Source organism: Mycolicibacterium setense (assembly GCF_000805385.1).
Lineage (GTDB): Bacteria > Actinomycetota > Actinomycetes > Mycobacteriales > Mycobacteriaceae > Mycobacterium > Mycobacterium setense.
The window spans coordinates 1,220,701-1,245,391 of record NZ_JTJW01000006.1; the positions used below are offsets into that span (position 1 = coordinate 1,220,701).

The 24,691-nt window shown below is 64.5% G+C and carries 24 protein-coding genes; 9 read left to right on the forward strand and 15 right to left on the reverse strand.

Annotated elements, in window-relative coordinates; translation table 11 throughout:
- Window position 1: 1 nt before the first annotated feature.
- The 5 genes from QQ25_RS16505 to QQ25_RS16525 all read right to left on the reverse strand — a co-directional run bounded on the left by QQ25_RS16505 (window position 2) and on the right by QQ25_RS16525 (window position 5,923).
- Complete coding sequence (locus QQ25_RS16505) at window positions 2-847, reverse strand: ABC transporter permease (protein WP_039320102.1); 846 nt, start codon at window positions 845-847, stop codon at window positions 2-4.
- On the reverse strand, window positions 844-1,719 hold the full coding sequence (locus QQ25_RS16510) for an ABC transporter permease (protein ID WP_029107748.1): 876 nt from the start codon (window positions 1,717-1,719) through the stop codon (window positions 844-846). The genes QQ25_RS16505 and QQ25_RS16510 overlap by 4 nt, the downstream gene beginning before the upstream one ends.
- A 5-nt stretch (window positions 1,720-1,724) precedes the next feature.
- Complete coding sequence (locus QQ25_RS16515; protein ID WP_039320104.1) at window positions 1,725-2,918, reverse strand: polyamine ABC transporter substrate-binding protein; 1,194 nt, start codon at window positions 2,916-2,918, stop codon at window positions 1,725-1,727.
- A gap of 60 nt (window positions 2,919-2,978) precedes the next feature.
- Entirely contained in the window at window positions 2,979-4,160 is a 1,182-nt protein-coding gene (locus QQ25_RS16520) for an ABC transporter ATP-binding protein (protein WP_407661805.1), read from the reverse strand.
- Window positions 4,161-4,456: 296 nt separating this feature from the next.
- Window positions 4,457-5,923 (reverse strand): MFS transporter, encoded by a 1,467-nt coding sequence (locus QQ25_RS16525; protein ID WP_039320106.1) that lies wholly within the window; start codon window positions 5,921-5,923, stop codon window positions 4,457-4,459.
- Window positions 5,924-6,016: 93 nt separating this feature from the next.
- On the opposite strand from QQ25_RS16525, the gene QQ25_RS16530 reads away from it, so the two are divergent.
- Complete coding sequence (locus tag QQ25_RS16530; RefSeq protein WP_039379611.1) at window positions 6,017-7,405, forward strand: purine-cytosine permease family protein; 1,389 nt, start codon at window positions 6,017-6,019, stop codon at window positions 7,403-7,405.
- A 2-nt stretch (window positions 7,406-7,407) separates the two neighbouring features.
- Here QQ25_RS16530 and QQ25_RS16535 read toward each other — a convergent pair whose 3' ends face one another.
- Both QQ25_RS16535 and QQ25_RS16540 read right to left on the reverse strand, forming a co-directional pair.
- The gene (locus tag QQ25_RS16535; protein ID WP_039320689.1) at window positions 7,408-8,256 is read right to left on the reverse strand and encodes an alpha/beta fold hydrolase; all 849 of its coding nucleotides are present in this window, start codon (window positions 8,254-8,256) and stop codon (window positions 7,408-7,410) included.
- Window positions 8,257-8,292: 36 nt separating this feature from the next.
- On the reverse strand, window positions 8,293-9,315 hold the full coding sequence (locus QQ25_RS16540; RefSeq protein ID WP_039320110.1) for a hypothetical protein: 1,023 nt from the start codon (window positions 9,313-9,315) through the stop codon (window positions 8,293-8,295).
- A 404-nt stretch (window positions 9,316-9,719) separates the two neighbouring features.
- On the opposite strand from QQ25_RS16540, the gene QQ25_RS16545 reads away from it, so the two are divergent.
- Window positions 9,720-10,607, forward strand: a complete 888-nt coding sequence (locus QQ25_RS16545) for an ESX-1 system-associated protein (protein ID WP_039379612.1) — start codon at window positions 9,720-9,722, stop codon at window positions 10,605-10,607.
- 63 nt (window positions 10,608-10,670) lie between these two features.
- Here QQ25_RS16545 and QQ25_RS16550 read toward each other — a convergent pair whose 3' ends face one another.
- Window positions 10,671-10,976 (reverse strand): hypothetical protein, encoded by a 306-nt coding sequence (locus tag QQ25_RS16550; protein WP_039379614.1) that lies wholly within the window; start codon window positions 10,974-10,976, stop codon window positions 10,671-10,673.
- Between the two features lie 180 nt (window positions 10,977-11,156).
- A complete protein-coding gene (locus tag QQ25_RS31570; protein WP_308205470.1) occupies window positions 11,157-11,315 on the reverse strand; it encodes a hypothetical protein in 159 nt (52 codons plus the stop codon).
- 30 nt (window positions 11,316-11,345) lie between these two features.
- On the opposite strand from QQ25_RS31570, the gene QQ25_RS16560 reads away from it, so the two are divergent.
- Window positions 11,346-12,560 (forward strand): SAM-dependent methyltransferase, encoded by a 1,215-nt coding sequence (locus tag QQ25_RS16560; protein ID WP_234711917.1) that lies wholly within the window; start codon window positions 11,346-11,348, stop codon window positions 12,558-12,560.
- Here QQ25_RS16560 and QQ25_RS16565 read toward each other — a convergent pair.
- Window positions 12,538-13,566, reverse strand: coding sequence for an NADP-dependent oxidoreductase (locus tag QQ25_RS16565; protein ID WP_039320691.1), 1,029 nt, complete (start codon window positions 13,564-13,566; stop codon window positions 12,538-12,540). The two genes, QQ25_RS16560 and QQ25_RS16565, sit on opposite strands and share 23 nt — an antisense overlap.
- Before the next feature lie 117 nt (window positions 13,567-13,683).
- Here QQ25_RS16565 and QQ25_RS16570 point away from each other — a divergent pair, with 117 nt between their 5' ends.
- Together QQ25_RS16570 and QQ25_RS16575 are read left to right on the forward strand one after the other, a co-directional pair.
- Window positions 13,684-14,364: a TetR family transcriptional regulator gene (locus QQ25_RS16570; protein ID WP_039379617.1), complete on the forward strand. Its 681-nt coding sequence runs from the start codon at window positions 13,684-13,686 to the stop codon at window positions 14,362-14,364.
- Between the two features lie 73 nt (window positions 14,365-14,437).
- On the forward strand, window positions 14,438-14,824 hold the full coding sequence (locus QQ25_RS16575) for a hypothetical protein (protein WP_039320120.1): 387 nt from the start codon (window positions 14,438-14,440) through the stop codon (window positions 14,822-14,824).
- 25 nt (window positions 14,825-14,849) lie between these two features.
- On the opposite strand, the gene QQ25_RS16580 is transcribed toward QQ25_RS16575, so the two are convergent.
- Entirely contained in the window at window positions 14,850-15,425 is a 576-nt protein-coding gene (locus QQ25_RS16580) for a TetR/AcrR family transcriptional regulator (RefSeq protein WP_039379619.1), read from the reverse strand.
- 47 nt (window positions 15,426-15,472) lie between these two features.
- On the opposite strand from QQ25_RS16580, the gene QQ25_RS16585 reads away from it, so the two are divergent.
- A complete protein-coding gene (locus QQ25_RS16585) occupies window positions 15,473-16,327 on the forward strand; it encodes a phytanoyl-CoA dioxygenase family protein (RefSeq protein ID WP_039379620.1) in 855 nt (284 codons plus the stop codon).
- Between the two features lie 13 nt (window positions 16,328-16,340).
- On the opposite strand, the gene QQ25_RS16590 is transcribed toward QQ25_RS16585, so the two are convergent.
- Window positions 16,341-18,347, reverse strand: a complete 2,007-nt coding sequence (locus QQ25_RS16590) for a fatty acid desaturase (protein WP_039379622.1) — start codon at window positions 18,345-18,347, stop codon at window positions 16,341-16,343.
- Window positions 18,348-18,477: 130 nt separating this feature from the next.
- Window positions 18,478-19,719, reverse strand: coding sequence for a PucR family transcriptional regulator (locus QQ25_RS16595; RefSeq protein ID WP_039379623.1), 1,242 nt, complete (start codon window positions 19,717-19,719; stop codon window positions 18,478-18,480).
- Window positions 19,720-19,907: 188 nt separating this feature from the next.
- Here QQ25_RS16595 and QQ25_RS16600 point away from each other — a divergent pair, with 188 nt between their 5' ends.
- On the forward strand, window positions 19,908-20,651 hold the full coding sequence (locus tag QQ25_RS16600; protein WP_052235848.1) for a TetR/AcrR family transcriptional regulator: 744 nt from the start codon (window positions 19,908-19,910) through the stop codon (window positions 20,649-20,651).
- Window positions 20,652-20,816: 165 nt separating this feature from the next.
- Window positions 20,817-21,830 (forward strand): AurF N-oxygenase family protein, encoded by a 1,014-nt coding sequence (locus QQ25_RS16605; protein WP_082017541.1) that lies wholly within the window; start codon window positions 20,817-20,819, stop codon window positions 21,828-21,830.
- Window positions 21,831-21,894: 64 nt separating this feature from the next.
- Here QQ25_RS16605 and QQ25_RS16610 read toward each other — a convergent pair whose 3' ends face one another.
- Window positions 21,895-23,100 (reverse strand): DUF7373 family lipoprotein, encoded by a 1,206-nt coding sequence (locus QQ25_RS16610; RefSeq protein WP_131546176.1) that lies wholly within the window; start codon window positions 23,098-23,100, stop codon window positions 21,895-21,897.
- 389 nt (window positions 23,101-23,489) lie between these two features.
- Between QQ25_RS16610 and QQ25_RS31365 the strand changes: the two genes are divergently transcribed.
- Entirely contained in the window at window positions 23,490-23,657 is a 168-nt protein-coding gene (locus tag QQ25_RS31365) for a hypothetical protein (protein WP_234711918.1), read from the forward strand.
- 60 nt (window positions 23,658-23,717) lie between these two features.
- Here the strand turns inward: QQ25_RS31365 and QQ25_RS16620 are convergent, their stop codons facing one another.
- Window positions 23,718-24,344: a hypothetical protein gene (locus tag QQ25_RS16620; protein ID WP_039379629.1), complete on the reverse strand. Its 627-nt coding sequence runs from the start codon at window positions 24,342-24,344 to the stop codon at window positions 23,718-23,720.
- Window positions 24,345-24,691 lie beyond the last annotated feature (347 nt).

The following is a 24,691-nucleotide window of genomic DNA, read 5'->3' on the forward strand; positions in this document are numbered from 1 at the left end:
CTCAGGCGTCGATCCGCTTGCGCCGGTACAACGTGCCGACCATGAGCAGCAACAGGCTCACCACCAGGATCGCCGTGGCCAGCACGTTGATCTGCGGAGGCACTGCGGCCTTGACCGCCGCGTTGACATACAGCGGATAGGTGACCGTGGAACCGCTGACGAAGTAGGTGATGATGAAGTCGTCGAGCGACAAGGCGAACGACAGCATCGCCGCGGCCACGATGCCCGGAACGATCAGCGGCAGCGTCACTTTGAAGAATGTCCGGCTGGGGCTCGCGCCGAGATCCATCGAGGCATCCTCGAGCGTCCAGTCGAAACCGCGCACCCGGGCCCGCACCGTCATCGCGATGAAGCTGACCTGGAAGGCGATGTGGGCCACCACGATCGTGGTGTAGCCGGTGGCCCAACCCAGATCGAGGAACAGGGTCAACAGCGAGGCACCCATGACCACCTCGGGCGCGGTCAGCGGTAGCACCAGAAAGGTGTCTACGGCCTTCTGGCCACGGAAACGCTGGCGCACCAGGGCGATTGCGACCAGGGTGCCCAGCACCAGGGCCACGGCGGTCGACACGGCGGCGACGTTGAGGCTCAATTTCAGGGCCTCGGTCAGCGCCGGATACTTGAACGGGTGCGCCCAGTTGTCGAGGGTGAATCCCTGCCAGGTGTAGTTGAACTTGCCTGCCGGATTGTTGAACGAGAACAGCACGATCACGAAGATCGGCAGGAACAGGTACAACAACACCAGCCCGGCGATGAGCCGTAACACCAGGTCGCCCCATCGCGGGGAGCCCTTGACGATCTTCGGTTCGGCCGGGTTGATCGCGGCCTCGACTGCGGCGGCGGTCATACCAGATCCTCCGTTCCCAGGGCCCGGGTGTAGAGCAGCACACCGACCAGGATGATGGCCATCAGCACCATGCTGAGCGCCGCGGCGGCGGGATAGTCCTTGACCACCAGGAACTGTTTCTGGATCACGTTGCCGATCATGCTGGTCTGGGTACTGCCCAGATAGTCGGCATTGATGAAGTCACCCGCGGCGGGGATGAACACCAGCATGCTGCCCGCCAGCACTCCTGGCATCGACAGCGGCAGAATCACTTTGGTGAAACTGCGGGCGTTCGACGAGTAGAGGTCTTTGGACGCCTCGATCAGCCGGGGATCGATCTTCTCCAGGCTCACGTACAGCGGCAGGATCATGAAGATGATCCAGTTGTAGGTGAGGCCGCCGATCACAGCCCAGCTGGTCGACAACAATCTGCCTTCGTCAGGCAACAGACCGATGGTGCCGAGCGCACTCACCACCCAGCCGTCATCGGCCAGGATCGTCTTCCAGGCGATCGTGCGGATCAGGAAGGTGACGAAGAACGGCAGGATCACCAGGCCCAGGATGAGGTTCTTGAACCGGCCGGCTTTGAACGCGATGACGTAGGCCAACGGGAAGGCGAGGATCGCGCACAGCACCGTCGCGACGAACGCGTACCCGAACGTCCGCAGAATCTGATCCTGATACTCGGTGAAGGCGTGCGCGTAATTGCCGAAGTTCCAATCGAACTCCAGCGTCGGCAAATACACCGAGCCGCCCGACGTCGACAACGACGTGCGCGCCAACGAGAAGAACGGCACCACGAAGAAGATCCCGAGGTAAACCAGGGCCGGCAGGATCATCAGGTACGGGGCGATCTTGCTCCGTTGCCGGCTGCTGGTGGCCACACCTGCCATCGGCGTCAGCCTCCGGTCACGGCGGCGTAGAGGCTGTTGAACTCTTGGGTCTGCTCGTCGGTGAGGGCCGCCCACGACTTCAGTTTCGCGAGGATGTCGGCAGGCGGGTTGATCAACGGATTGCCGGCCACCTTGGGGTCGATCTTGGCGAGTTCATCGGTCATGTCGGACAAGACGGGCACGAACTGGGTGAAGGCGATGAGCTTGGCGTAGTTGGCCCGGTCGTACACATAGTCGATCCAGGCCTCGGCGGCCTTCTGGTTCTGTGTGGTGTAGGGAATCACCATGGTATCGATGAACCAGTCGCCGCCGGACTCCGGAACGATGAACTTCAGGTCCGGATTGTCGGCCTGGAGCTGCACGACATCACCCGAATATGCCTGGGCCACAGCGATATTGCCCGCCGCGAGATCGTCGGCGTAGTCGTTGCCCGTAAAGCGCCGGATCTGGCCCTTGTCCTTCTGCTCGCGGATCACGTCGACGGCCTTCGTGACCGCCTCGGTGGTCGGATCCTCGACGGAATTGCCCTGCCACTGCATGATCATGCCGAGCCCGTCCTGGACGTCGGAGAACAAGCTGACCCGGCCCTTGAACGCGGGATCCCACAGGTCCTCGATCTTGGTGATGTCACGCCCGGTGGCCGCGCGGTTGTAGGCGAGACCCACCATGCCGGTCATGTAGGGGGCGGTCACCTTGCGCCCCGGGTCCACCTTCGAGTTCAGCAGGTCCTGGCGCAGGTTCTTCTTGTTGGGGACCCGGGTCTCGCTGATCTCGTTGAGCCACTTGAGTCCATTGAGCCGAGCCGCCATGAATTCGGTGGGCACCACGAGGTCGGCACCGATGTCTTGCTTGCGCGACAGCGGTTCTTTGGCCTTGGCGAACCACTGCTCGTTGTCGTTGAAGTCTTCTTTGTAGTCCACGGTCAGACCCGACGCGGTCTGGAACGCGGCGACGAATCCGTCAGCCATGTACAGCGGCCAGTTCGAGATACGGACGGTGCCGGTGGCCGGTGACCCGTCGTCGGGTGCCGCCGAGGTGGTTGGGGCACTGGAGTTCTCACCTGAACTACACGCGGCCAGGACCGAAGGCCCGAGCGCCAGTGCGGCTGCGGCAGCCGCACCGCCACCCAGGAATCGGCGACGTGATGTGCGGTTCGCGGTGAGCCGGGCGAGCAGTCGGGGGTCGAGGTTGTCGGGCATGGGCGACCTTTCGGGGAATTCGGGCGCTTCCGTAAATGAGGGGAATTGGATGGAGAGTGTCTAGGCGTTGTCGTCGAGCATTTCTTCGAGGTCTTCGGCGGTGGGGATGTCTGCCGCCGGAAGTACTCGCGAAGCCTCCGGTGACCAACTGACATGTACGGCATCTCCCGGACGCAGCAGCGGCAGGTCCTGCTCGGGTCCGACATGGGCGATGATCGTCGAATCATCCGGTGCGGCAAGGGAAAGCCGTAGAACCGGACCCTGGAATGTCAGATCTCTGACGGTGGCGGGTACGGTCGCGACGTCGCCTGACGGCTGATCGAGCGAGACGCGTACGCGCTCGGGACGGATCATCAGGGTGGCGTGCCCGCCGGATTCGATGGTGGTGTCGCCGGGTTTGGCCTTGAGCGTCGTTCCGAGTACGTCGATCTCGACGAAGTCCCGGTTGGTCCGCCCGGTCTGCCGGCCCGGCCACAGGTTGGCCTGACCGATGAAGCTGGCGACGAACACCGTTGCCGGACGGTCGTAGATCTCGGTGGGACTGCCGATCTGCTCGACGTTGCCGTTGTTCATCACCGCGATCCGGTCGCTCATGGTGAGCGCCTCTTCCTGATCGTGGGTGACGTAGATGAACGTGATGCCGACCTCGCGCTGGATGCGTTTCAGTTCGAACTGCATCGCATGGCGCAGTTTGAGGTCGAGGGCGCCGAGCGGCTCGTCGAGCAGGAGCGCACTGGGGTAGTTGACCAGGGCACGCGCCAATGCCACGCGCTGCTGTTGGCCGCCGGAAAGCTGGCCGGGTTTGCGCTTGGCGAAGTCGGTGAGCCGCACGATTTCCAGCAGCTCGTCGACGCTGCGCTTGATCTCGGTCTTGCTCTTCTTCTGACTACGTGGCCCATAGGCGACGTTGTCCCACACGGTCATGTGTGGAAACAGCGCATAGTGCTGGAAGACGGTGTTGACGTTGCGCTTGTGCGGTGGCACGCGCGAGACGTCGACCCCTTCGAGCCGGATGGCGCCATCGGTGGGGCTTTCGAACCCCGCGATCATGCGCAGCGTGGTGGTCTTCCCACAGCCCGAGGGGCCGAGCATCGAGAAGAACTCGCCCGATGCGATAGAGAAGTCCGCGTCGGCCACGGCCACGTAGTCGGCGAACCGCTTCGTGACATGGTCGATCTCGATGACGGGCGCGCCACTCCGTGGCGTGCCGTCGTGTTCCGTCGATTTGTCGACGGCGGTGATATCTGGGCCGGTCAGCGGTCTCCTCCTCCGGTGCAGCTTGGAAGCTGTCGGTAAACAATCGCGGATAACGGCCACCTTCGCAAGCGATTCCGCAATGAATTAACAATTTTTCAATGGAATCCTTCGTCTGAAGCGGCTTGACAGCGTGATTCCATAGCGCGGCGGCTCAACGGCCACGGTGGGCCCGGTCAGTTCCGGACTGGTCGATTCCAAGGGCCGGACGGGTGGTCCGGCCGGCTCAGTTTCGCAGTTCCCGGCGTTGCCACGACAGGAAACCGGCGACTGGGGACGGCGAGTCAGCCCCACTCGTGGTTCATCGCGCGAGACTCCGACAGCGTGTGCACGGACTCGCCGTGTCGGTCTGGTGCACGGGACACCGCGATGAGCGCCATCGCCATCGCGGCGGTGACCGCGCCGGCGACGAAGATGGTCACGAAGCTGCCTTCCGATGGCACCATCCGATGCCCGAGCAGCACGGCGACGACGGCCGCCGCCACCGAGCTGCCGATCGTTCGCGCGATGGCATTCATGCTGGTGGCGATGCCCGTCTCGCCGCTGTCCACCTCGCTGACGACCAATGCGGGCAATGCGCCGTACCCGAGGCTGATGTAGGCGTTGGCCAGCATCCCGGCCACCACCACCTGCCAAGGGTGATCATGTGCGACGGCGAGCATGACGAATCCGGCGATACCCGCGACGGCGGCGACCACCAGGACTCGGCGGGCGCCGTACCGGTCGATGAACCGACCACTGACGAGTGCCACCACAAATCCGGTGAGGGCTCCCGGGAGCAGGAAGTAGACGCTGGCTTGCAGCACCCCGGCGCCGAAGCCATAGCCGGCGACCTGGCGGGACATCTGCACGAACTGGGTGAGGCCGAGGAACGCGAAGTACAGACCCATTCCGACCAGGATCGTGGCCAGATTGGTCAGCAGGATGGGTCGTCGGGCCAGCATCGTCGTCGAGACCAGGGGATCGGCGGCACGTCGTTCCCACCACCACCAGCCGATCAGCACGCTGACGCCGCCGAAAAGAAACCCGATCGTGCCCGGGTGGGTCCATCCCCACGAGTTGCCCTGGGTGATGGCGAGCAGCACCGACGACAGCCCGATCGCCAGGCCCGCCGCGCCCAGCCAGTCGATGGCGCCACCGGCGGCAGCGGGGCGACTGGGTACGACCACGACGGCCACCACGATGACGACGGCGGTGAATGCGGTGGTGAGCCAGAAGACCCGGTGATACCCGGCGTCGCCCGACATCATCAGGCCGGTGACGACGAGGCCCACGCCGCCGCCGAAGCCCAGCGTTCCGGACAGCACCGACATCGCACCGACCAGGCGATCCTCGGCGAGCTCCTCCCGCAGGATCGCGATGCTGATCGGGTAGAGCGCGTAGGAGGCGCCCTGAAGAACGCGCGCCGCCACCAGTAACGGGACCGACGCCGTCACCGCGGCCAACACCGAGCCCGCCAACACGACCACCAGCACGCCGAGCAGCACGCGTTTCTTGCTGTAGAGATCGGCGAGCCGGCCGATCAGCGGAGTCGAGGCGGCTGCCGCCAACAGGTTGGCGGTGACGGCCCAGCTGACCGCCACCCCCGAGGTGTTCAACTGACGGGCGATGATGCCCAGGATCGGGACGACCGCGGTCTGCAAGATGGCGACCGTGAGTGCCACCAGGCTCAGGCCCGCGATCAGGACACCGGCGCGGCGGCCCGTCTCCCCGGACGCGGGGGAGGACCGGTCCACTTCGGTCCTCGCCACTTCCGCTCCGATCGTTAGCTCATCTTGATGTTTGTCCGATTATGGCGCGGGTCCAGCCCAGGTGGGCACACCGGGGCCGTGGTCGAATAGGTGATGGCATTCGGAGTCGGTGCGCTCAACGCGTCCACGTTCAGCGGGCGCCGCCCGACCGGCTCGGGTGATCTGACCGTGGAGACTCACGGGATCACACCGCTGGCAACAGACCAGAGATATGGCCATCCAGCCCGCCTGTTCACCGTGTGGTTCGCACCCCAGGTGAACATGACCGGGGTCTTCACCGGGACACTCGCGATCACCCTGGGGCTGGGGTTCTGGCTGGGACTGCTGGCCATGGTGATCGGCACAGTTCTGGGTTCGGCCGTCGTCGCCTACCTGTCGACGTGGGGGCCGCGCACCGGAGCGGGTCAGCTTCCGAACGCGCGCATGGCATTTGGCGGCGCGGTCGTGGTACCCGGCATTTTGCAGTGGGGATCCTCGATCGCCTGGGACGCGCTCGTCGGCCTGTTCGGCGGGGAGGCGCTCGCAGCACTTCTGGGCATCCCGTTCTGGAGCGCGGTGTTGATCGTGCTGGCCGTACAAGGCGCCGTCGGCTTTTTCGGCTACGAGTTGATCCACCGCCTGCAAGCGGTGTTGACCGTGATCCTGTTCGTCACGTTCGCGGTCTTCACGGTCAAGCTGGTGAGTGGCCATGACATCGTGGTGGCGCCGTCGGCGGCCGGTGCCGATCTGGCCGGAGCGTTCATCTTCGAGATCACGATCGCACTGAGCCTGGCCGTTTCCTGGGCCAGTTACGCCGCAGATTTCAGTCGCTATCTCCCGGCTGACTCGTCGCGGCGGCAGGTGTTCGGCTACTCGTTCGCCGGGATCGTGTTGGGCTACGTGTTCGTTCAGGGCATCGGGATCGCGGCCGCATCCGTCATCGGTGATCACACCGCCGTCGGTGTCCATGCCGTGATGGGCGGGGGTCTGCTCGGCGGTCTGGCGTTGCTGGTGATCGCGCTCGCCGCGATCGGGTCGGGGGTGATGAATGACTACAGCGGTTCGTTGGCGTTGCAGACCATCGGTGTGCGAGTGCGCAGGCCAGTGTCCGCGATCATTGTGACGGCGCTGGCATTCGGCTTGATCCTGTGGTTGCACGCCGCCGATACGGCGACCCGGTTCACCGACGTGCTGCTGTTGGTCAGCTACTGGATTCCGGCGTTTGTCGCTGTGGTCGTGGTGGATTGGGTGATCAGGGTTCGCGGGCGCAGCAGTATCGATCCGAGCGTCGAGTCCGTCTCGCGCCGTGACGCAGCGGCTGCCCTCATCGCCTTCCTGATCGCCTACGGCGTCGCCGTCCCGTTCATGAACACCACGCTGATCCAGGGCGCGGTGGCCGCCGCATGGCACGGGGCCGATATCGCCTACTTCGTCAATTTCATTGTCGCGCTGGCGTTTTACGGTGGCTATCGGTTGCTCACCCGGCGCGACAGTCGACCCTAACGCTAGGCCGGATAGGTGGCGAACCGCTGCAACAACATCTCCGCGACCTCGACCGGCTTCTCCTCCGGAAGCCAGTGCGAGGCCCCGTGCAGCGTTTCGAACCGATAAGGACCGCTGACGTACTGCGCGGTGTCGTGTGCCGGTTTCGCAGTGATCGCGATGTCCCGGTCGCTCCAGACGTACAAAGTCGGCACCGTGATCTTCGACGAACCGCCCCGGCCCGAGCGACTCATCGGCACGGCCCGGTACCAGTTGAGCGCGGCCGTCAAGGCCCCCGCTTCGGCCATGGCCCGCGCATCGCGTTCGGCAGCCGCCGGGGGTAGCCCGCTGCGGATCAGGGATTTGGCGATGGTCGCGCCCTTGCCGTCGCGTCCGAGCATGAATCGTTCGGCCAGCCACGGAAGTTGGTTGACGTACATGTACCAGGACGCCAGTCCCTGCCGGCTGGTGAGCAGGGACCGCAGGAAGGCCCGCGGGTGGGGAACCGACAATGCCGACAGAGAGGCCAGCCGCTCGGGTGCGTACTCGGCGACGCCCCAGGCCACCGCAGCACCCCAGTCGTGGCCGACGAGGTGCACCCGTTCGGCGCCGCTGGCATCGATCAGCGCGAGGGTGTCCTTCACCAGCTCCTCCACGCGGTAGTCGCGGCGGCGAAGCGGCCGGGCGCCGGGCGAGTACCCACGCTGGTTGGGTGCCAGGCACCGGTAACCGGCGGCGGTGAGCAGCGCGATAATTGGCTGCCAGCTGGCGTTCTGCTGCGGAAAACCGTGCAGCAGCACGACCACCGGGCCGTCGGCGGGACCGTCGTCGATGACGTCGAACACGAATTCCCCGCGGCTGTACTGATCCATATCCAGCATCATGCCAAGCCGGCCGCCGGCCGATGATCAGGCGTTGTCTTTGGAGGAGATGTTGTTCAGCAGGCTCTGGGCCTGACGGTCCACCATCCCGGTAATACCCTGCTGCGAAGCTCCGAACAGCAGCGAGTAGCCGACCACGTGGGCGCTTGTGGTGAGGCTGACGCCGTTACCGGCAATGCCCGCCTTGACCATCAGCAGACCGGCGACGGCGGTCAACGCGCCGGTCGGAAGCTTCAGCAACAATGAGGCCATCGGCACCGCGTAGGCGGTAGACGTCCCTTTCATCTTCCGGATTGCCAGAGCGCCAACAAGGCTCGCGCTCACCAGGCCCAGCAACTCAGCGATCGCGATGTCGGCCCCCGACAGTGAGGTGCCTGACGTGACGAGCCCGAAGGTGTCGGATCGATGCGCGCCGACGACGGCGACACAGACGGCGAGCAGCGCCAGCACTGCCGTGGCGCCGAGAAGGATGTTGCGGAAACTGCGCAGCCGCATGTTCTCACTGTCCGACGCGGCGTGGACGGCCTTTACGTTGTGCGCCAGCGCTTCCCGGTCGTGGTCCGTCCACTCGGCGCGGCCCATGATCTCGCGGATGGTCGTCACCGAGTCATGGCTTTCGCCGAGAAGTTCCTTACCGGTGGTGACGATCTCGGGCAACCGCGCTCGGACCACATCGGGTGTCGCCAGCCGGATGACCGCCACATCCACGGCGTGAATGCGAAGCCAGGCGGCTTCCACTGCGGCTCCGTTCAGCAGACCCCGCAGCCCGCGTGGCGCATCGACGATCCGGTTGGCCTCCTCGAGCCTGCTCCGCGCGTCGAGATAGCCCGGGTCGTCCCGGCTGTCAGCCGGGATCCGGTCGAGCTCGACCCGCAGGTCCGCCAGCCTGCCGCCGGCCACTTCGCGCCATACCGACGCGGGCCGGGGGCGCAGCCTGTCACGAGGCTCGGCGCCGGTGCGCTCATCGAGGGCAGGCGGCGATTCACTGCCGGCGAGGGTGAGCGTCCGGCGGTCGCCTGTCGCGGAGTGCGCAGCGGCCACGGAGGTCATGTCCGCACCTCATACGTCATCGTCATCACCGTTCGGCAGCTGTACTGGCGGGTCGAGCATTCTCAGCATCGCCGCGACGGGGTAGTGAGGACACGCGTAGTGCACTACCTCAATCTGTCCTTCGCGGGTTCCGCCCATCCCGTTGCGGTAGGCCGGCGGCTGCAGTGTCCTCAGGCCGGTTCCGTTCACCGGTCAGGCGGTGTGCTCGGCTCCGCAATTACGTCGTTGCCGACGAGATTTGTTATTTGCCAGTCGATCCCGCGCAAGCACCGACTTCGGCGGTCGTGACCTTTCGGTGGCCAACTTGTGACGGCAACGTGGCGGCCCTCGGCTGCCTGCCCGGTTGCAGCACCCGCGCACCGTGTTGTACCAATCATCAGGTGTGGACGAGAGGGATCATCTGAATGACCGGTATTGGGGCAGAAGATGTTCCGGGACGCTGGCTCACCGCGACGGAAATCGCGCGTGCGTCACAGCTGCGTGAGGACCTCATCGAGCGGTTCCTGCCTGCGACGCAACCCCAAGAGAACCTCTACGGACGCGACCTCGTGTCGGTGGCGCGGTTCGTCAAGGTCCTCACCGACCTGGGGACGCCAACCGCAGCCGTCGAAGTGGCGGTGACCGAACTACGGGCTCGTCCGGACGCGGCATTCAAGGTGGCGCTTCAAGGGGCGGGGGACGGCGGCCGTTGGCCGTTCAATTCCCGCCCGGATGCCGGCTTCGCCAAACACCACAGGATGAAGACCGTGATCGGAGTGACCACCGCCGCGGCATTGCTGGTCGGCGGCGTCCTGACGGTCGCGTTGTCGGGGCGCGAGCATGAGCCGACCGCTGCCGAACCGGAAACGTCGGCCGCAGCGAAACCCGTTCCCGCCGAGGTGATTGCGTCGTCCGAGCGTGCGGATCCGGGTGCCAAACCCGCCCAGGCATTTGCCGCGGCCAAACCTGACCCGGTGTGTGCTCAATGGCAACGGGCCAGTGCCGGATTTGACGGCAAGCAGCAGGCATGGGCGAAGACGGACCACCGTGTGGCCGCCGCGCGCTGGTCGCCCAAGCAGCGGGCGGTGACGATGTCCGTTATCCCGGTCATGCGACAGGAGGCGGCCGAACTGCGCCGTCTGGCAGACGCGTCAACGGATCCGCTTCTGAGCGGCCTGCTGCGGGCCCAGTCTCGGTACGTGGACAACTATGCCGCCAAGCTGCCGAAGTTCGAGCCGGCAGATCATGCGAGCTGGTCTGCGGCCGCTGCTATGGACGGTGCGGTGAAAGCGGTCTGCTCGACGCCGCGTTGAGCGTCGCCTCCCGGTATCTGGTGGGGCACCAGGGGATGGGTGCCCCACCAGGAACCGGTTCGGCTACAGCGGAATCCAGGTGCCGAGAAACCAGAAGCCCCAGCCGCGTCCGTCGCCGGAGGGCATCGGGGTGACCCGCTGGCCGTTCCACTCGAATGGCTGATGGTCGCGACGTCCCTGGTCGATCCCACGACCGTGCCACTGGTCGGGCTGGGGACCGCGGTCGTCACGGTGCTCACACGGCGTGCCCGGACGGTCGCAGCCAGGGCCTGGATCAGCGCTGGCAGTGCCGCCGCCGAGACCAAGGAGGCCGGCCGCACCGATCGCTGCCGCCATCGCCGATACGCCCACGGATTTCTTGAAACGCATTGCTCTACTCCGTTTCTGACTGGTGCGACGACGGTGCCGCACGGAGAGCAAAGCTATTTCGTCATGTTGTGTTTGCCCTGTCCGCAGTGTTGGCGCGGGCTGTGTGAGCGGTAACGAATGAAGAACGCCCGCGAACCGTCACCCCGGGGAGAATCCGGGGTGACGGAGGGCGAACCTTCGTTAGTACGTCGGCACGAACACGCCGTTCATCCAGACGCCCCAGTGGTTCCAGCCCTCATCCCATACCTGCGGGTTTCCGGCACCCCACGCCGGCGACGCAGGCTTCGGCGGTGCCCAGGCAGGCGGTGTGCCGGGGTTGGGGCCACCTGGGATGGTCATCGATATCATCGGCTGGTTAGGTGCCGGTGCTTGCGGTGGAGCGGCATTCGCGGCGGCCGCACTCAGTCCGGCGGCTCCGGCCGCCATCCCACCTGCAACAGCTGCACTGGCAATGATCTTGGTGATCTTCATAGCAAGTCGACCTCCAATCTGAATGCGAATGATTTCGCCAGATCCATTGGCTATCCGACCTCGTGGAGCCGTAAACCTAATCAGCACAATGAAAAGAACCGAGCGGGCTGCGGCGCATCGGCATTTGTCGCGGCAGCTGCGGGAATGGTTGACGGCTTGCACGGCCGCGGCCTAGCGTCCTGGATGTCGCACATGAATGACCGTGGGCCACGTCATATCTCTGGGGGAAATGTGGGGGAAGCAAGTTCTGCGGTGCCGGTCGACGGTGTCGCGATGACGGCGATCGGGGTCGCTGTCATCCGCATGCGCGAAAGTCGACGTCCGGATCGGCTGTACCTCGATCCAGTGGCACAATCGTTTGTCGACGCAGCGCGTGAAGGGTTTTCGTCCGATCGATGGACATCCCTGGAGCAGGTCGCCGACCAGTTCTACGAGGGACGCTCGGTGGCGGTCCGGTTGGTCGATGACCGAGTCCGGGATGCGGTCGGCGCCGGTATCACGCAAATCGTCGTGCTGGGCGCAGGCTTGGACACCCGGGCGTACCGGATGGACTTGCCGGCCGAGGTGACCGTTTTCGAGGTTGACCTACCTGAGCTCTTCGCCTTCAAGGAGCCTGTACTGGCAAGACAGGCGATCGAACCCACCTGTCACCGCCACGTCATCGCGGCCGATTTGCGGGGGGATTGGTCGACGGCCCTGTGTGAGAGCGGCTTTGAACCGGAAACACCGACGTTGTGGGTCGATGAAGGCGCTCTGGCCTTTATTCCCCCCGCCGCGCGTCACGACGCGGTGGCGGTTCTCAGCGAATTGTCAGCGCCGGGTAGCCGATTCGGTGTCAGTCAATACTCGGTCGACGCCACCAGCGCCCCGTACACCGGGCTACGCAACCTCATGGGCAGCGGCGATTCAGAAGACGCGCCGCGGCAAAGTGATGCTGGGCAAAGTGATGCCGACGTGCGGGCACAGCTGAATCGCCTGGGCTGGGACACCGAATTCGAGAGCTGGAACGACGCGGTGGCGCGGCTGGATCGCACGGTTCCGGCGGCCGATCCATCGGTAGGGCACATCGCGGCTGTGCGCCGGGGCACCGTCAGCTTTGACGCGGCTCGTTGATCTTGACCAGCATCTTGCCGATGTTGGCGCCGGTGAACAGCCCGTTGAGTGCGTCGATGCTGGATTCGAGCCCCTCGTACACGGTTTCGCGGTGCACCAGCAGCCCCTTCTGTTCCCAACCCTGCAGTGCGGTGAATGCCTCGTCGAAGCGCGCCCATTCCTCGAGTGCGATGAAGCCCTGCATCGTCGAGGCGGTGGCCAGCAGGTTGACGTAGTTGGACGGGCCCGGGTGATCACCGTTGAGATAGCTGGAAATGATGCCGCACATCACCACGCGTGCCTTGTGCGCCAGGTTGGCCAGCACGGCATTCAGAATGTCGCCGCCGACGTTGTCGAAGTAGACATTGATTCCGTCGGGGCACGCTTCCCGTAGCGCGGCGGTCAGGTTGCCTGCCTTGTAGTCGATACAGGCATCGAAGCCGAAGTCTTCGACCACGGCACGGCATTTCTCCGGACCACCGGCGATACCGACCACGCGAGCGCCGGCGATCTTGGCGATCTGGCCCGCCACCGACCCGGTGGCACCCGCGGCCGCTGATACGACGACCGTTTCTCCGGCCTGTGGATTGCCGACGCCCTTCATTCCGAAATAGGCCGTGGCGCCGGTCGGCCCGTAGATCGACATCACGGCCAGCGGATCGGTGTACCCGACCACCGGTGTGCTGAAGAGGTCGTCGCGGATGATCGCGTAATCCTGCAGTCCGGTCAGAGTGGTGACAAGGTCGCCGACTTTGTATGCATCACAATGTGTTTCGACGACCTCGCCGATTCCCGCGACCCGCACCACCTCGCCGAGTTCGAGGGCCGGAAGGTAGCCGGGCTCGCCGTCCAGCCACGTGCGAGCGGCAGCGTCGATGCCGACATAGGTGGTGCGCAGCAGCGCCTCGCCCTCCGCGGGAGCCGGAGCAGGCGTCGTCACCATCTCGGTGTCCTCGGGGGAGACCAGACCATTGGGGCGGCGGCGCAACAGGACCTGACGGTTCTGGCGGTGCACGGTGTCAGTCATGTCGCGGCTCATTTCTGTGGCGGCTTCGAGATGCCCATCCGAATTTTCATATTGATTCTTAGAACTCCCATCGATTAACGTCAACCCCCAGATCGGAGCGCCAGGCAGGAGGATTGCGTGACCTCCAACGACTCAACGCCGCGTCGGGGCCGCCCGCCACGCATCGACCAGAGCGCGATCGTCGCCGCGGTGCGTGAGATCGGCAGTGAGAACGTCACCATGCGCCGGGTTGCCGAGCACCTCGGTATCAGCCTTCCGGGGCTGTACCACCACGTGAAGAACCAGGACGATCTCCTGAGTCTGGCCGCCGAGAGCGCACTCGTCATGTCGCCACCACCGCGGTACACCGGCGAGCACTGGGCAACCTGGATGCGAAGCTACGCGTCGTATATCCGGACAGTGCTGGCCTCCGAGCCGGCGCTGGTGGAGAAGTTCGTCACGGGCGGGGTGCGCGACGAAATGGAGATGCAGTGCAACGGCGATGCGGTGGAGGTGCTGGCAGAACACGGCCTGGCGCCTGATGACGCGATGGCCGTGTGGTCCGCGGTGAGCGCGATCGCCATCGGCAGTGTCACCGAGGCGCATCGCGAACACCTGCACGCTGACAGTGGACAGCCGTGGCTCGCCCGGATCTTCAAACTCCTCGCCAAACGTCCCGTATCCGACTATCCCACGCTGCGTGCAGTTGCCCAGTCCGGTTATGACCCGTTCAGCGATGACACTTTTCAACAACGAATGACGATGTTGCTCACCGGCATAGCGGTGCAATACGGGCTTCCGCCGGAGCCGACGGGTTAGCCGGCGCGTCGTCCCCGGTTGATTTTGCTGGTTGTAGGCAACGGCGTGGCCGATGTGGTGGACAGTTGCCAGTATGAGTAGCCAGAAAGTGCCCAAACCCAGCGACCTCAAATCAGCCGCTCAGGCGGCGGTCGACACGGCCCAGTCCGCCGTGGGGGCCGCGCAGGCGGTGGCGAGCGGCGCGATGCGTATCCCACCTGCGTCGGCTCAGCTCGCCGCGCAGTTGCCCGATTTGCTCGAGAATCTCGCTGTCGCGACCGAACGGCTGAACACCACGCTCGACCGGACCGAACGGTACATGGCGATGGCCGACCCGATGTTTCGGACGGTAGACCGCCTGCTGCCGCAACTCGAATCGTTGATCAACACTGGCAACGACGTTTTCCGGATGCTGACCAACATCCCCGGCATCTCGTCCCTGAACCGAATCACCGGCCGCGGCCAGGCCGGCCGGGACTGACAGCGGGTGGTGCAGCACCGCCCGCCTACGTGATGCCGAGGACCGCAGCGGTGAAGCGCCAAAGCAGTTGTGTGGCTTGGTCGGAGTTCGGTGTCGGGGTGACCCGCAGTTGTTGTGCGATGCCGTGGCGCAGGCCGCCGATGACATAGGCGCTCGCACCGTCGGGGTCCAGATCAGCCGGTAGCTCACCGAGGTCCTGGCCATGGCGGATGTTGGCGGCGGCGTTGTCGATGAGGTCGTGGATATAGGCCGCTTCGAGTTCGGTCAGCTGTGGATCACCGGCTGTGCGGTTGAGCAGGATCGGCGCCAGCGGATCGGCGAGGTGGTATGCGACGAAGCGGTGGGTGCGGTTGCGTTCGCGAGTCGCCCAATCGCCGGTGGGGAGATGGGCATCGGCGATCGCGTGGCGCAACCCGTCGTAGAACGCGTCGTAGATCGCGGTGAGAAGCCCGCTTTTCGAACCGAAGTGGTGGTAGAGCGCGCCGGTGCTGAGGCCGGCGCGGCGGGTCAGCCCGCTCAGTTCGATGACACCGTTTCCGTGGACGAGTTCGTCGCGGGCGGCGTCGAGTAGTTGTTGACGCCCGATCGGGGCCCGTGCCATAGTGCGAACCATAACAGAAGTCAGTTATGTTTCGGGTAGGGGCCGCTATGAGCACTGAAGTGACATCGTTGATGGAGTTGGCCGGCGATCTGGCAGGTACGTATCGACGGACCCGCAGCAGTGGTGAGCAGATCGACCCGAAGGTAGCCGAGGCAGACCTGGCGGCAGTGCTGCGTGACGGGTATGTGATCCTGCCCGATCTGCTCACCGCGGCCGAGCTCGATGCCATTCGCGACTCTGTTGAGTCGCTGCTGGATCAGCGGGGCCGCAACGGATTCGAAGGACGCACAACCCAGCGGGTGTACAGCGTGTTGAACAAGACCCGCAGCTGCGACCACCTCGCCGACCATCCGCGGGTGCTGGCGCTGCTGGATCGGCTGCTGATGCCGAACTATCTGTTGTCGATGTTGCAGGTGATCAACATTCTGCCGGGGGAGCAGGCCCAGTTCCTGCACACCGACGACGGTTTCTATCCTTTGCCGAGGCCACGAAAAGCGTTGAGTGCGGCCACGATCTGGGCAATCGACGAGTTCACCGCCGACAACGGGGCCACTGACATCGTCGCCGGTAGCCACGAGTGGGGCAACCGGCTGCCCGAATCGGCCGAACGTGAGCCTGTGGTGATGAGTGCCGGATCGTGCGTGTTCTTTCTCGGGACGTTGTGGCATGGCGGAGGCGCCAACCGAACCGCGAACGCACGCTTGGCGGTGACGGCGCAGTACTGCGAGCCGTGGCTGCGCCCGCAGGAGGCGTTCACCTTGTCGATGACCCGTGACACGGTGCGTGCGGTATCCGAAGACATTCGCCGCATGCTCGGCTACAGCATCCACCCGCCATTCATCGGCCAAGTCGACGGCATGCACCCGAAGCGTCTGCTCGAATCGGGTGCACAGCCCCTCTGATGTATCCCTCGCGTCAGGTGTCGTAGTCGACGGCGACTGTGGGGGTCGTCGGATGCGATTGGCAGGTCAGGATGAAGCCGGCGTCGACCTCGGCAGTGTTGAGGGCAAAGTTCTGCTCCATCGACACCGCTCCGGTGTTGATCTTGGCTTTGCAGGTGCCACACGCGCCGCCGAGACAGGCATATGGGGCGTCGATGTTGTTCTTCAGGGCGGATTCGAGGATGGTTTCACCCGCGGCGAGTTCCACGGTGTGCGCCGCGCCGGACAGCGTGATGGTCACGTCGGCCCCGACGAAGCCTTCGATGTGTGCGGGTTGCTTTGTGCTGCGGAACAGTTCGAGATGTATCCGCTCGGTCGGCAGCCCGGCAGTCATGAGGCCCTCGTGTATGGTCATGACGAGATCGCTTGGGCCGCAGAGGTACCACCGCGCGATCGAGATGGGATCGTCGGCGAGCAGTCGTCGGACCATCGCCAGGTCGATGCGGCCGCGAAGAGCGGCGGGGTGGTGCGCCTCGGCTGAGCGGATGTGGATGACGCGTAACCGGTCGGCATATCGAGCTTCCAGTTCGTCGAGTTCGTCGGCGAACATGGTCGACTCTGCGGTGCGGTTGCCGTAGAAGACGGTGAAGCGGCTCTCGGTTTCGATCTCCATGGTGGTGCGCACGATCGACAGGATCGGCGTGATGCCGCTTCCGGCCGCCACCGCGACGTAGTCGCGCCGGGCCAGTGGTTCAAGGGGTGCACCGAAGCTACCCGTGGGTGTCATCAGCTCCAAAACATCACCGGCGCGCAGGGTTTCGACCGCGAAGGTTGAGAAGACCCCGCCGGCGATGTGCCGAACTCCGATGGCCAGTTCTCCCGATGCGGCAGAGGTGCAGATCGAGTAGTTTCGTCGCACCTCCTTCCCATCGATGCGGTGTTTGACGGTCAGATGTTGGCCTGCCTGGAACCGGAATTGGTCGCGGAGGTGATCGGGAACGTCGAACGTGACCTTGACGCTGTCCGGGGTCAGGGGCTCGACGCGTTTGACCGGGATCGGGTGGGTACTGGCGTGGCGCGCCGCAGACGATCGCGGCATTCGTACCGGGAGCAGCGCGGCGAGCTTGCCGTTGAGTCGTTTCCACTCGTGGTACTGAGCGGCGTCGAGCTGCTGCCCGAAGACGGTGCTCATTGCCGAGTCGCGCTCGAGGTAGGCAGCCTCGTTGCGCCGCCAGGCCGCGACGTAGCGGTAGAACGGGACGGAAGGGTGCAGGTGATGGACCAGGTGATAGTTCTGCGACAAGAGCAGGGGAGTGAGGATCCACTCTGAGCCGACGCGGTTGCGTGTCGCGCGATAGCGATTGTCGCGTTGGGTGTCTTCCAGGTCATGGTGGGGCAGCCAGTCGAACCACCAAGCCAGCACGAACATCGCCACCCGCTCGGGAATCAGGTAGATCAGCGCGAGGGTCCACAGCTGCCCGGTAAGGGCGGCCGCCACGATCACCGTCACCGAGACCGTCATCAGGGCAACGGTTTCCAAGATCTCGGTCCGTGGGCGCCGGCGCAGGTTGCGTATCAAGAACCCGATGTATGGCACGTCCATTGCCGGGAAGCGGATGGGCAGCTGCCACCAGGGCGCGGCGCTGACGAAGTGATCAGGATCGGAGTCACCGTCATTGGTGTTGCGGTGGTGCTCGATGTGGATGAAGGAGAACGACTTGAACGAGATCAGTGGCGAGACAAAGAACATCGCGACGCGGCCGAAGGCGACGTTGACCCAGCGATGTGAGCTGATCGAGTAGTGCGAGGCGTCGTGCAACACGGTGAACAGGATGAAGATCGCCGCGGCGCTCGCGGCGATGGTGGCGAGCGCAGGCAGTGCGTCGGTGACGGCAGCCCAGGTGGATGCGCTGAAGAGTGCAACCGCGAAGGTGAAGATGCCGACGATCGGCCAGGACAGCGCAGGTACCCGCTCGCCCGGATCAGGCAAGGCATGCTGCGAGGGTGCCGGGGGCCGGGAGTCTTGAGCGGTGGTCAACATCGGAGTCCTTCGCGCTCGGGATGAGATGCCTCGAAACCTATAAACCGCCGACGTCGGCCAACAAGGCCCTCTCAGCCCTCTCCGGTGTGCCGTCAGCACATCCCGGCGCGCTCGGTCTCCGGCGGTGAGGCTACGGCTCGCGCAGTACCGAGGCCCCCAGCACGTCGCAGACGAGTAGGGCGGCGTGCAGTTCCGCGACCTTGATCGTCGCGGCCCGGCCCCTGCGGTCCTCGGCGCGACGCATCCTTTGCAGGACCGTGTTCTTGTGGACGCCCAGGGTCTGCGCGGCGGCCGTCAGACTGCCTTGCGCGTCGAGAACGGCCAGCAGTGTGGTGCGCTCGTCCCGCTCTTTCGCAGCATCACGTGCGAGATCGCCGAGCTGAGCGGCGACGAATGCCCTCGCCGCATCCAGATCGCGCGAGATGGCGTCCACCAGGGCGATATCGCTGAACTCAGTGATCGATGGCGCCGCGCGCCCAGACAGTTCGATGACCCGGCGCGTACGCAGAGCCTCGAGGTGGGAGGTGCGAAATCCGGCGGACCCCGGATGCGGCGAGCCCACCGCGATGTGAACCTTCTCGCCGCCGCCTGCCCACTCCGTTGCCATGCCTGTCAGTGGCGTTCTCGGGCTCCCGGTGAGCGATACCCACCCCCACACACCGAGCGGGCCATCGGTCACGACGAGGGAGTGAGCGGACCCGAGCGACCGACCTACTTGCCGGGCGAGTCCCTCTAGGTCGACACCGCGGTCATCGGTCCAGCATGCGAAACCGATCTGCCGACCGGTGAGCCGGTGGCTCAGCACGCGTTCGGCCCGGGCGTTGTCGATCCGTTCGCCGGCGAGCAGTGCCCGTACGACATCGTCGCGCTCGGCCCTCGCCTGGTTCTGGCGCCGATCGAGCTCGGCGACATACTCGGCAGCCACCAGACTGGAGATGCGGTCGATGTATCGAAACCCGTACCGCTCGAGATCGACAAACGTCCTCAGCGCGACGGCGGGATCGTCGATCTGGTCAGTCAGCCAGCCGGAGAGCTTGTCGGTGAAGTACTCGTGGCCCAACCGATAGAACCTCAGCATCACATCGACGCTGTGCCCTCGTGATGCCATTACTCGCGCGTGTTCGAGGGCGGTCACCGGCGCCTCGGCCGCCGTTACGTCAATCCCATGACGGAACATCGAAAGTACCGCTTCGAGATTCGACGAGCACGATCCCAGGGTCAGGCCGCGAAGCTCGGCGTCGCCGCCAACCTCCGGTATTCGCTCGGCGATGTATTGGGCCATGTCCTCGGCGAGGTCGGACACATTGGTCAGCAAAGACGCAGCGATACCGCTTCCGACGTCCGCACCATGCGCCGGCTCCCGCGCGTCCATAACTGCACACTAACGGCGACAGAACGTCGAACGCCGCGGCTCGACACCAGGAGAGCCGTATTCCTGGCGGCCATCCCGGTGAGTTCAGGATCGGACAGACGGAATGCGTTTCCACATGAAACACTGAATTCCCGTAGCGCTGGCAAGAGCCTTCTGGGCTTCACGATGCTGGAAGTGGAGATGACGACGTGGGTGCCGTTCCCACTGCCTCCGATAACCGCGCCGGTGAGGCGCATCCGATCCACGATGCACGTTGGGCTGAACACAATTCGGCCAGGCGTGCCCGTCTCGTCGAGGCTGCGGTAGCCCTGTTGGACGAGAAGCCGGTTGGCCGCGATGTGAGCGTTGAGGAGATCGCCCACCGGGCCGGTCTGTCCAGGTCGGTGTTCTACCGGCAGTTCGACAGCCGGGAAGTCTTCGATTGTCGCGTTCGGACGGTCATTCTCGATCAGTGCTTCGACATGTATGCGGCGAACCTCGATTTCTCGACGGGATCGATCGATGAGATCGTCTCCAGAACCGCTGGCTCGCTGCTTAATTGGCGGATCGAACACCCTGCCTGGTATGCCTTTCTCGGTACCGGCCCGACCGATTTCGACAATCCGGAGTCGGACGCGGTCCAGAGCCTCAGTCGCCGCTTCGAGAGGCTTATCGACGCGCTGCTCTCCGAAATCGCACAGTTGGTCGGCCTCGATTACGCACCGTTGCGAACGTTGCCGTCTGCTGTGGTGGCGATGGTCGACGGCGCCTTCACGCGATGGCTGTCGGATCCGTCGCCGGTGCAGAGCAGGGCACAGGTTGTGCGTGACGTAGCCGACTTTGCGTGGTACATGCTCGACGGTGCGGCGCGCCGCAGCGGATTGCACGTCGATCGGGGCCAGACGGTTGGTGAAGTGATAGCGGCCGCGTCTGGCCCCGCGCCTCCGCATTGACTTGGCCCACAAGCGGACGCGCGCCACATGCTGCGCAGTCTGACTGATCGCCCGCTGCACCCTTGACAGGCGTATGGGACAGGGTGTCTCATACCACCAATGAATGGGACTCAGCGTCCCGGTAAATCGACCCGGGTGCTGATCTTGCCTAGGAGTGGCGACGTCATGGCATTAACGAAGGCGGTCCGTCGGTGGCGGGACGGGATGCAGGTCAGCGACGACGCGGACTACTGCACGAGGCTGGAAACCCTGTCAGAGGGATCGGTGCACCGCAACTTCCATCCGTACTTGGACATCCCGTGGGATTCGCCGGAGTTCACGGTGACGGAGGATGACCCGCGCTGGGTGCTGCCCAGAAGTGACCCCATGGGCGCGAACCCGTGGTACCAGGCGCAGCCGCTGGACAAGCAGATCGCGATCGGCATGTGGCGTCAGGCGAACGTCGCCAGGGCCGGCCTGCAATTCGAGAGCATGCTGATCCGGGGCATTCTGAATTACACGTTCTGGGTGCCCAACGGCAGCCCCGAATACCGGTACTGCCTGCACGAGGCGGTGGAGGAGTGCAACCACACCCTGATGTTCCAGGAGTTGGTGAACCACACAGGCGTGGACGCTCCGGGTTTGGTGCGGTGGCTCAGATGGATCAATTGGCTACCCCCGCTGTTCGCGAGTCCGATGCCGACGTTCTTCTTCATGATGGTGTTGTGTGGCGAGGAGCCGATCGACCACCTGCAGAAATCCATCCTGCGCGAGAGCGGCAACGTCCACCCGATCATGGAGCGCGTGATGGCGATCCACGTCGCCGAGGAAGCCCGACACATCTCATTCGCTCACGAGTTTCTGCGTAGACGAATCCCGGAGATGCGGCGGTTCAACCGATTTGGGCTGTCGATCATGTATCCGCTGAGCTTCCGGCTGGCAGCCAAGCTCATCGCCAAACCTCCGCGCTCCTTCTGGCGTGAGTTCGACGTTCCGCGATCAGTCAAGAAGGACATCTACTGGCGGTCACCCAATTCCCGGGCGATGCTGCGCGAGATCTACGGCGACGTGAGGATGCTTGCCGAGGACACCGGCCTGATGAACCCGATCGCCAAGATCCTGTGGCGAATTCTGCGAATTGACGGTCCGGCATCGCGCTACCGGAGCGAACCGGTGCGCCAAGCTGTCGCTGTGGGTTGAACACACTCGGTGAAGGCCTTCTGGCACACGGCACTTCGCCGGCCACCTACGGTCGAATCGAGCGTCAGCGCGGTGAGTTGAGCATCAGATATTGCGCAGCGGTGCGTTGGCCGACGTCGAGCTTCTGGCGGGAGAAGACGCGGAACGCATAGCGGCCCGCGCCGGCGACACATTGGAACATCTTGTTTTCAGGCCCGCCGCGGCCGCTTGTGCCGTCGTAGCAACGTGATTGGGGCAGTCCGGGCACCGGCGGTATCGGTTTGAATTCCGGATCACCATCGGCATCCTTGACGAGGGCGTCTGTAAACCGGCGCGCTGAGGCGGGATCTTTGGTCTGGTACACGACCGTGGTTCCTCGCACGACGGCATCCACGCCGGTATGGGTGTAGAGCTCACCCATGGTCGCTGTGCTGCCCTCGTAGGCCAACGCGCCGTGCGGGCCGTAGACACCTTGGGTGAAGTCTTTCGCGTCGCTTTGCTGATGAAGCGTCGCGGCATACAGGCCATCGGGATCAAGCGGCAGATCGCCAAGTCTTGCGGGGTCTGTCGGCGTGAACTCGTCGATGCGTGGCACTTGTCGGTCCAACGTCGCGGCCGCGAGATCGGCGGCGACGCCCAGTGATTCCTGGGAGTTGACGAACTGGTACAAGACGTACGGGCCATGCGCGGTGTAGCTCTCGACGTAATGGGCGCCGTCACCCGCATCGAAGGTGGTGCCCAACGCCTCAGGGTGCCGGGGGATGGGGAAGGGGGTGCGTGACCCGCGTGGAGCGGGCACCGCGGCCATCTGATGGGCTGCGTCGGCCGCGGTCGGCACATCCGGAAAGCGGGCCACCATCACCGTCATGGCCTTCGTGGGCCCGAATCGCTGCGCGGCGAACCCGGCGACATAGCCGTGCGATTCAAGGATCCGTTGTGTGTCGCTGGTGACGAATCCGTCGACAAGCGCGGCCGTCGGTAGCGGTATGGCGGTACCGAGGCCATTGAGGTTGCCCTGGGCCGTGATGGTCTTCTCGACATCGCCAGGCAGAACGAGATGCTCAGCCATCCGCTGTGATTCGACAACGTGACCACGACCGCCCGCGGCCCCCAGCGGGTCGACGGGCTTGGTGGGGTAGTTGCCCGGGTCGAGGACGGCAACGATCGCCCCGTCGCTATTGGCCGCGAGGGCCGGGTCCCGGACGGCGTGCCCATCCTCCACGGATGTGCAGGCGGCGACCGTCATCACCGACATCGCCAAGGCCACAGCGATGCCATCGGTTCTCCGCACCGCTGACCTCCCCGGCTTGCCTTTACGGTCGCCAGTATCGCAGAGGTAACGACGCGGTCGGCGCACCAAATCTTGTCGAGTTGTCGGCAATCCATATGAATCGGCAATGCGTTTCCTATGGGGATAGTTATGCGTCACGTATGAATTCCTGGCCATAAATTCGAACCTGGCTAAACTCGATGAAAAGGCCGTGCACCAAATAGAGCGTGCACCGAATAAGAGTCGGAAAGGGAAATAAATTGGCGAACGGCAGAGTCGCAGGGTGCGTTGTCGTCGCGTCAGCTGCGGCCTTACTGGGATTGTCCGTACCTGCGACTGCGTCAGCGGCGCCGACCGGTCAGACGTCAGCACAAGCGACGATCAGTGAGCTTGAGGCCCAGGGATTTCGGGTGATCCTGAACAAGGTCGGCAACGCGCCGATGGATCAATGCACGGTGACCGCCGTGCGCCAGGGCACTGACGTCAAGCATTCGTGGGTGCAGCGGGGCCCCACCGGCAGAGTAAACAATCTCGTGCGCTATACAACCGCGTACGTCGATCTGATGTGCAAACGCTGAATGTCCCGCAAGAGCGAATTCACGCACCGATAGGGTGCGTCAATCCGATTCTGTTCTGAATTACGGGCGAGTGCTGGTCACCGAATGGAGAATGAACCGACCCATCTCACCCGCAGGCAGATAGGGGCTGGGCAGTAAGGTCACCGTGCGTCCCTGGAAGCGCTCGTCAGGTTCGTCCAACGCGCGCACACCGGTAGCCGGGTCGGCGACGCAGAATCCGTCCACCGAGATGGCGAGGTTGTCGAAGGCCGCTTCGGTGTCGGCGTACCGTCCGGGGGCTTCGTTGAGCCGTTCCAGCAGCGCAAGTGGCTCCAGGCCGCGCAGTGCGAATATGTCTGTGCCATCGAGAAACAGCGGGCGCTGCTTTTGGGCCGGCATGATCTCGACGAGGCGGTCAGCTTCGTATCGCAAGACAAGGCCCGGGTTGCCACGCGTTTCGGTCACGCTGTCAGGGGCAGGGCCACTTTCTGCATACGCGGCGATGAGAGCCTGCTTTTCCTCTGCGGTCATTTCGTCGCCGAAGGTCGCCAGGGTGTCGCGCAGGATGTCATCGGGGATTCGATCATTGCCCCGCCCGGTGACAGCGCCGTAGGTATCCGACAGGGCGTCAACCTGTACTGGAGACATGCCAAATTCGAGCTTGCCCAGTCCCTTACGGGGAAAGACCGTCCAGTCAGCTTGTGCCATCGTGATTCCTCAATCTCTCACCACATGCCTCTGACGCCCGCTATGAGGATGTCACGAGACTCGGCCCGACTCCTTCTCGGTTGACTGCCCGGCCGCCTGGTTGCGGTGTGAGCCGGGAGGATGAGTTTGCGGCGCAGGGCTCCGCGCGGTGCCAACGGCAACCAGATGGCGAGGCATTCGCCCGCGAGGAGCGGGGCACCTAAACCCGTTACGGCGCAGCACAATCCGTCACCGTGACGGATTGTGCTGCGCCGTTGCCCTTTGGTCACGGAAAGGGGATAGGAGGGATCGCGGACGGAAGTTGAATCCGGGGAAGCTCAGCAGGCAATTCCACTAGCGGTACGTCT

Coding starts and splice junctions, on each gene's coding strand:
- QQ25_RS16590 (WP_039379622.1), bottom strand. CDS start 18,347: ATGTTGACCACCGCTCAAGACTCCCGGCCCCCGGCACCCTCGCAGCAT.
- QQ25_RS16510 (WP_029107748.1), bottom strand. CDS start 1,719: ATGGCAGGTGTGGCCACCAGCAGCCGGCAACGGAGCAAGATCGCCCCG.
- QQ25_RS16620 (WP_039379629.1), bottom strand. CDS start 24,344: ATGGCACAAGCTGACTGGACGGTCTTTCCCCGTAAGGGACTGGGCAAG.
- QQ25_RS16575 (WP_039320120.1), top strand. CDS start 14,438: ATGAGTAGCCAGAAAGTGCCCAAACCCAGCGACCTCAAATCAGCCGCT.
- QQ25_RS16605 (WP_082017541.1), top strand. CDS start 20,817: ATGGCATTAACGAAGGCGGTCCGTCGGTGGCGGGACGGGATGCAGGTC.
- QQ25_RS16545 (WP_039379612.1), top strand. CDS start 9,720: ATGACCGGTATTGGGGCAGAAGATGTTCCGGGACGCTGGCTCACCGCG.
- QQ25_RS16505 (WP_039320102.1), bottom strand. CDS start 847: ATGACCGCCGCCGCAGTCGAGGCCGCGATCAACCCGGCCGAACCGAAG.
- QQ25_RS16550 (WP_039379614.1), bottom strand. CDS start 10,976: ATGCGTTTCAAGAAATCCGTGGGCGTATCGGCGATGGCGGCAGCGATC.
- QQ25_RS31570 (WP_308205470.1), bottom strand. CDS start 11,315: ATGACCATCCCAGGTGGCCCCAACCCCGGCACACCGCCTGCCTGGGCA.
- QQ25_RS16535 (WP_039320689.1), bottom strand. CDS start 8,256: ATGGATCAGTACAGCCGCGGGGAATTCGTGTTCGACGTCATCGACGAC.
- QQ25_RS16595 (WP_039379623.1), bottom strand. CDS start 19,719: ATGGACGCGCGGGAGCCGGCGCATGGTGCGGACGTCGGAAGCGGTATC.
- QQ25_RS16565 (WP_039320691.1), bottom strand. CDS start 13,566: ATGACTGACACCGTGCACCGCCAGAACCGTCAGGTCCTGTTGCGCCGC.
- QQ25_RS16585 (WP_039379620.1), top strand. CDS start 15,473: ATGAGCACTGAAGTGACATCGTTGATGGAGTTGGCCGGCGATCTGGCA.
- QQ25_RS16515 (WP_039320104.1), bottom strand. CDS start 2,918: ATGCCCGACAACCTCGACCCCCGACTGCTCGCCCGGCTCACCGCGAAC.
- QQ25_RS16530 (WP_039379611.1), top strand. CDS start 6,017: ATGGCATTCGGAGTCGGTGCGCTCAACGCGTCCACGTTCAGCGGGCGC.
- QQ25_RS16540 (WP_039320110.1), bottom strand. CDS start 9,315: ATGACCTCCGTGGCCGCTGCGCACTCCGCGACAGGCGACCGCCGGACG.
- QQ25_RS16580 (WP_039379619.1), bottom strand. CDS start 15,425: ATGGCACGGGCCCCGATCGGGCGTCAACAACTACTCGACGCCGCCCGC.